The organism is Andreprevotia chitinilytica DSM 18519 (assembly GCF_000711875.1).
Lineage (GTDB): Bacteria > Pseudomonadota > Gammaproteobacteria > Burkholderiales > Chitinibacteraceae > Andreprevotia > Andreprevotia chitinilytica.
Window position 1 is genome coordinate 1 of sequence record NZ_JONM01000002.1, and the last position, 4,758, is coordinate 4,758.

6 protein-coding genes are annotated in these 4,758 nt (G+C 62.9%); all 6 read left to right on the forward strand.

Annotated elements, in window-relative coordinates:
- On the forward strand, positions 1-198 hold a 198-nt coding region (locus BR41_RS24500), incomplete at its 5' end, for a hypothetical protein (protein ID WP_035052650.1).
- A 56-nt stretch (positions 199-254) separates the two neighbouring features.
- Complete coding sequence (locus BR41_RS02685; protein WP_035052652.1) at positions 255-464, forward strand: hypothetical protein; 210 nt, start codon at positions 255-257, stop codon at positions 462-464.
- Complete coding sequence (locus BR41_RS02690) at positions 457-936, forward strand: lysozyme (protein WP_035052654.1); 480 nt, start codon at positions 457-459, stop codon at positions 934-936. The genes BR41_RS02685 and BR41_RS02690 overlap by 8 nt, the downstream gene beginning before the upstream one ends.
- A complete protein-coding gene (locus BR41_RS02695) occupies positions 933-1,490 on the forward strand; it encodes a lysis system i-spanin subunit Rz (RefSeq protein ID WP_035052656.1) in 558 nt (185 codons plus the stop codon). The genes BR41_RS02690 and BR41_RS02695 overlap by 4 nt, the downstream gene beginning before the upstream one ends.
- A gap of 279 nt (positions 1,491-1,769) precedes the next feature.
- Positions 1,770-4,043, forward strand: a complete 2,274-nt coding sequence (locus tag BR41_RS22615) for a DUF6531 domain-containing protein (RefSeq protein ID WP_051709923.1) — start codon at positions 1,770-1,772, stop codon at positions 4,041-4,043.
- A 20-nt stretch (positions 4,044-4,063) separates the two neighbouring features.
- Positions 4,064-4,758: carbohydrate-binding protein (locus tag BR41_RS25645; RefSeq protein WP_444541683.1), on the forward strand; the 695-nt coding region annotated here is incomplete at its 3' end.

The window sequence follows — 4,758 nt, forward strand, 5'->3', positions numbered from 1 at the left end:
ATCCCGATGGTGGCGCAGGTGCGCGCACTGCGGAATGTGGCCGGGGTGCTGGTCGAGACACCGGTCGGGGATTGCCAACGGGTGTGGTTCCGCATTGCGCCGGTGGTCAAGGCCGGCCAGAGCCACACCGACGTCAGTACCTTAGCGAAGCGGCACGTCCCCGACCCGCTCGGGCGCGACCAGCTCCGCCCGTACTAATCCCTCACCCCCCAACTATGCCGGCGCAAGCCGGTTTTTTTATGCCCGGAGCAATCATGTTGAAGGAAGAAAGCACCGCCCTCGTCGGCGCCAAAACCAGCTTGACGCTCGGCTTGTCCGCGCTGGCGTCGTTGACGATGAACAACCTGATCCAGATCGCCACGTTCATCTACATCGTGCTGCAGATCGCGTGGGTGATCCGCAAACATCGGCGTGGCCCCGGCCCTGTCCCGACCCAAGCCAGTGAGGAGCGCGACGATGAATAACCTGACGCGATCCCTGTCTGCCGGGGTGCTGGCCGCGCTCGCCCTGGCCGCCAGCCTCGTGATGCCGTTCGAGGGCGAGCGCCGTAAAACCTATCTCGACCCGGTACAGATCCCGACACGTTGCTATGGCCACACCGGCAAGGACGTGCGGCTGGGCCAGCCAGATGCCACGGCAAGCGAATGCCAGACCTTGCTGCAGGCCGACCTGATCGCCGCCAATGCCGGGGTCGATCAATGCGTGCACGTGCCGCTGACCACTGGGCAACGCGCGGCACTGGTGTCGTTTGTGTTCAACGTGGGCGCGGGGAAGCTCTGCGGTTCCAGCATGGCCCGCAAGTTCAATGCCGGCGATGACGCCGGTGCTTGCGGCGAACTAAGCCGCTGGGTCTGGGCGGGCGGCAAGCAGCTGCCCGGCCTGGTGAAACGGCGTGCGGCCGAGCGGGCGGTGTGTGAGGGGAGAGCGCCAACATGATCGCGATCCCCTGGTATTGGCGATGGCTGGCCATCACCGCACTCGTGGCCGCCTTCGCGGCCTTTTTTTATGGGCAGGGCGAACAGCACGAATCGGTGCGGCGCGATTTGATCGATGCGGGGCGAGACGCGGCCGATGCAAAGCGGGAGACCACCAATGCCAAAGCGCTCGCCGATGCCCAAACCCATGCCCGCGCACTCGAACACGATGCCGCCGACCAGATGGCGCGCATCGGCAATCGTTACCAGGAGCAACTGCGAGATGAAACGACCCGGCGTGATCGCCTTATTACTGACCTGCGGGCTGGCACTCTGCGCTTGTCAGTCCCCATCCGTACCGCAAGCACTCAATGTCTGCCCGCGACCACCGACACTGGACCCGGCAGTGATGGTGCAGCGCTCGCCGAACTTCAAGACGCGGCTGCTGAATTTCTTATCCACCTCGCCGACGAAGCAGACCGCGTCGTCGATCAGCTCGATGCCTGTCAGGCGGTGATCGTGGCTGATCGGGCGGTACGACAAGGGTCTGTCGTGCAGCGGGAGGCGCTGGACTAAAAAGGCTGCGCCGTCACCAATGCCTCACCCATTGGTGACGCCGGTTGGAATGAAGGTGGCGCGCGAGAACATAAGGGTTTCCCCCGATAAACGGCATTGACGACACACCATGCGGTTGGCATGATCTCCGGCGATTACTTTCTAATAAATTTCACCGCTCTGAGTTTTGGCACTGAATGAGTTGGTTTTTTGACCAATCTGGGGTGTATTACGGCAGGCGGTAAGTTTTAGCTTACAAGGTCGGCCATGCGGTTAGTCGTTGTGCTTCAACGAGTGTTGATGGTGTTGTGCTGTGCTTGGGCCGCGTTTACCTACGCCGGCACCTGTGATCCACAAAACGGCGTGAGCGTCATCGGCATCGAGGCGGCGGCAACGTCGGATCAACACGCCGATGGCACGTTCGACTACAACTATTCCTTGTTGAGCTGCGATAGCGGTTCGCTGACCGTCACGGAGTGGAACAGCACCAGCTACACCGCTACGCCGTACAGCATGTATCAGACGGTGGTGCAGCAGCCGTTGAACATGCACCGCCTGTTCGCCAGTGCGTGCGGCAGCCACATCATCATCCTGCACGACAACTACACCGGTTTGTTGAATGGCGTGGGGCCGAATCCGACCTCGATTCCCGGCATGCTCTATCTGCCGAAGCCGACCTCGAAGTGCTATCGCGGCGCGGCCAATACGATCGACTCAACTATCGCCGTGAACAACGCCTGTCCGAAGTGCGCGCTGTTTGGCGCGCCGGGCGCAGCCGACCCGATCAATGCGGGCACCGGTGATCACTTCCAGCGCCAGGTCGATTGGGCTGCACCAGCGCCGTCGCCGTTGACCATCGCCCGCTACTACAACAGCCTCGACGGCAGCGGTTCGATGGGGGCAGGTTGGCATCATCAATATGATGACCAGCTCACCCCCTATGTGCCGGACCCGGTTCCTGTCGACACGCCTGAGCTGACCATCCTGCAAGATGGCTCCAGCTTGAGCGGATCGCCGACCGCGCCCGCGATTCCCGCGCCACCAGCGCCCACGACCCCTGCGGGCAATGACCCCAGCCAAGGACAGACGCCGCCGCCGATGACGCTGCTGGCGCTGCACGATGGCCGGGTGATTGGCTTTCCGCCCTATGGCGGTAATGATCTGCATGGCTTGGGCTATAAGCTGATGTTCGGTGGCGCGATCTGGACGCTCACCCTGCCGGATGACACCACGGAAACCTTCTCCGACCCCAGTCCGGGTGGCCCGAAGCCCGGCAGCGTGTTCCATCTGCAAAGCATTCGCTTCCGCAATGGCGTCACGCTCACGTTCACCTATGGCAGCAGCGCCCAGCTGACCACCGTCACTGACAGCTTCGGCAATACGCTTAGCTATGCCTACGCCAACAACCGCTTGGTCAGCATCGCCACGCCCGCTGGACACGGATATAGCTACAGCTACGACAGCCACGGCAACCTCGCCAGCGTGACCAACCCGGACGCCAGTACCCGCCAGTATCTGTATGAGAACACCAGCTGGACGCATTTGCTGACCGGCATCACCGATGAAAACGGCGGCCGTTACGCCAGCTGGCGCTTCGATAGCCAAGGCCGCGCCACCAACAACCAGCTTGCTGGCGGTGTGAACAGCACCACGGTCAGCTACAACAGCCTCGGCCAGAGCACCGTCACCGATGCGGTGGGGCTGACCCAGCAATACGGCATGCAGACCATCAACAACCGCATGCTGCTGAACAGCTTGCAACAGAGCTGCACCGGCTGCACCACGCTGACCTATGCGCTCGGCTTCGACGGCAGCGGCAACATCACCCAGCGCACCGATTTCAACGGCAGCCAGACCAGCTATGTGATCGATACCGCCCGCAATCTGGAAACCAGCCGCACCGAAGCGGCCGGCACGCCGCAAGCCCGCACCATCGCCACGGTCTGGCATGCCAACTTCCACCTGCCGACGCAAATCACCGACCCGGTGCGCGTCACCAACCTGAGCTATGACAGCAGCGGCAACCTGACCCAAAAAACCGTCACCGCCAACAGTCAGACGCGCAGCTGGAGCTGGACCTACGGCAACTTCGGGCTGGTGAGCAGCGCCACCGACCCGGTCGGCAATGTCACCAGTTATGGCTATGACGTGCTCGGCCACCTGACCACGTTCACCAACGCGCTCGGCCAGATCACGCGCTTCAGCAGCTATGACGGCGACGGCAACCTGCTGGGCTACACCGATCCGAGCGGCCTCACCACCACGCTGGGTTATGACGCGCTTGGCCGCCTGACCAGCCGCCAGCAAAGCACCGAGCTGACCAGCTTCAGCTACGACAGCGTTGGCCAGCTCACCCACGTCACCCTGCCGGATGGCAGCGGCATTACTTATAGCTATGACGCCGCGCACCGGCTGACCGGCATTGCCGACAGTCTCGGCAACACCATCAGCTACACGCTCGACCTGATGGGCCGCCGTACCCGCACTGACAGCAGCGATCCGGCCGGGCAACTCGCCATCAGCTTGCAGCAAGTCCAGACCCAACGCGGTGCGTCTGCACCGGCACAACCTTAAGAAAAAGCAGGGCAGACACCATGAACGCCAAACACCTGCGCCGCAGCGCGCTGGCCCTCGCCCTGTGCAGCCTGTTCGCGGCTGTGCCGTATTACGTCGCGCAAGCCGACACCACGCCCATCATCTGGCAAGACGGCAAGACCTACGCGGCCGGCATGGTGGTGACTTACCAAGGCAAGCGCTACACCGCCCGTGTCACCCATACCGCCCACCTCGGTGCTGGCTGGAACCCGTTGGCGACGCCCGATCTGTGGCAAGTGCAAAACCGCGTCAACCCGCCGCCGATTGGCTGTGTGGAATGGAAAGAGGGGTATGAATACAACGCGGGTCAGCATGTCAGCTACCACGGTGAGGTCTACATCGCCTATGTGAAACATACCGCCTATGTCGGCGCGGGCTGGAACCCGGTCGATGCGGCATCGCTGTGGAAAAAGGGCGGCGAATGCCGCGATGACGACGATGGTCACACCTCTACGCCTTCGCCGAAGCCGACGGCCACGCCGACGCCGGTCGTGACGCCGACACCGAAACCCACGGCTACGCCGACACCCGTTCCCGTCACGCCAACACCGACACCCAAACCGACCGCAACCCCGGTGCCCGTGACGCCAACGCCCGTTGTCACGCCAACGGTAACGCCTACACTGCTGCCGACTCCGACTCCGACTCCGACTCCGACTCCGACTCCGACTCCGACTCCGACTCCGACTCCGAC

Coding starts and splice junctions, on each gene's coding strand:
- BR41_RS02695 (WP_035052656.1), top strand. CDS start 933: ATGATCGCGATCCCCTGGTATTGGCGATGGCTGGCCATCACCGCACTC.
- BR41_RS22615 (WP_051709923.1), top strand. CDS start 1,770: ATGGTGTTGTGCTGTGCTTGGGCCGCGTTTACCTACGCCGGCACCTGT.
- BR41_RS02690 (WP_035052654.1), top strand. CDS start 457: ATGAATAACCTGACGCGATCCCTGTCTGCCGGGGTGCTGGCCGCGCTC.
- BR41_RS02685 (WP_035052652.1), top strand. CDS start 255: ATGTTGAAGGAAGAAAGCACCGCCCTCGTCGGCGCCAAAACCAGCTTG.